General features: G+C 53.5%; 1 protein-coding gene. It reads right to left on the reverse strand.

Annotated elements, in window-relative coordinates:
* Positions 1-492 precede the first annotated feature (492 nt).
* Positions 493-1,002: a hypothetical protein gene (locus Q0236_RS00980; RefSeq protein ID WP_297913953.1), complete on the reverse strand. Its 510-nt coding sequence runs from the start codon at positions 1,000-1,002 to the stop codon at positions 493-495.
* Positions 1,003-1,113: the final 111 nt, after the last annotated feature.

The following is a 1,113-nucleotide window of genomic DNA, read 5'->3' on the forward strand; positions in this document are numbered from 1 at the left end:
TCCTTGTTTTTGCGAAATTATACTGAAATTTTAACCAAACGGCGCATCGGCGCCAAATTTTGTAGCCTTGCCGCCTTCACCGGCGCAATGCTTGCCGCCGCCGCATAGGCTTTGTATGTCGCGCATTTTACGGCTAAATTTTTAAAATTTAAAAAGCACGCAAGCTGGAGGGCGCTAAATTTTGGCGCGCAGGCGAGGGCGCTAAATTTTACGGCCGTAATCTACGCAAAAGCGCGATGAGGTCCCGCCGAGTAAAATTTACGCACAGATGCAGCAAAATTTCGCGGTTAAAATTTACGCAAAGGCGCAGCCTGGTTTTTAAAAGGGCAGTTAAATTTTCTACGAGCGATTTTATTTTTTACGAGCAGTTCAGCTCTTGCACGCGGCGAGCAGTTCGGCTAGTCGGTTCGTTTGCAAACGGCTAGGCTTTTGGCGGCGCGGACATCTATCGGCAGGTCTTAAAAGCAGATCGCGTATCTCTTTTGCAGGCGGCTAGGCTTTTCTGCGTGCACGCACCCGCGCGATGACCCGCCAGGGTCCCGCGTCGCTTCGTAGCTCCTTCCGCCACGGAAAAGACGCCTCGCTCATCTGTGAAAAGACGTAGCGCATCGCCCCCTCGCCGTTTTGCACAAGCATGATCTCCTCCGCTTCCTTGTGCGCGGTTAGGCGCAGCGCCGTGCCTACGCAGCCGTAAAAAATATCCCACGTCCCGCTTGCGGGCTCATAAATCCTTATCGTCGTGCCGTATTCGGCGTCCGGTTGCGGATTTACGAGCCGCTGCGCGCGCGAGGGCACGATAAAGACGTCCTGCACCGCGGATCCGTCCAAAACCCGCGCAAAGAGCCATTCGCCTCTGACTTCGCGCGGCGTGCCGCTCTGCAAGCCGTCCGTCCACCATATATCCCAATCGCCGATAAGCGGTGCGAAAAAATCGTGCTCGCTCGGTATCTTTGCGCTTCGCGCGTCGCTGCACAGAGCCTTTGCAAATCCGCTTTCTTGCATTAACGCTCCTTGCGGAACTATTTCATTTTGCGGATTTTGGGCTCTTTGCTCTCTATGAGCTCGTAAATTCTAAGCTCGACCTTGACGTCTTTGGGCGCTAAAATTCTAATT

This window comes from uncultured Campylobacter sp. (genome assembly GCF_938031315.1).
GTDB lineage: Bacteria > Campylobacterota > Campylobacteria > Campylobacterales > Campylobacteraceae > Campylobacter_B.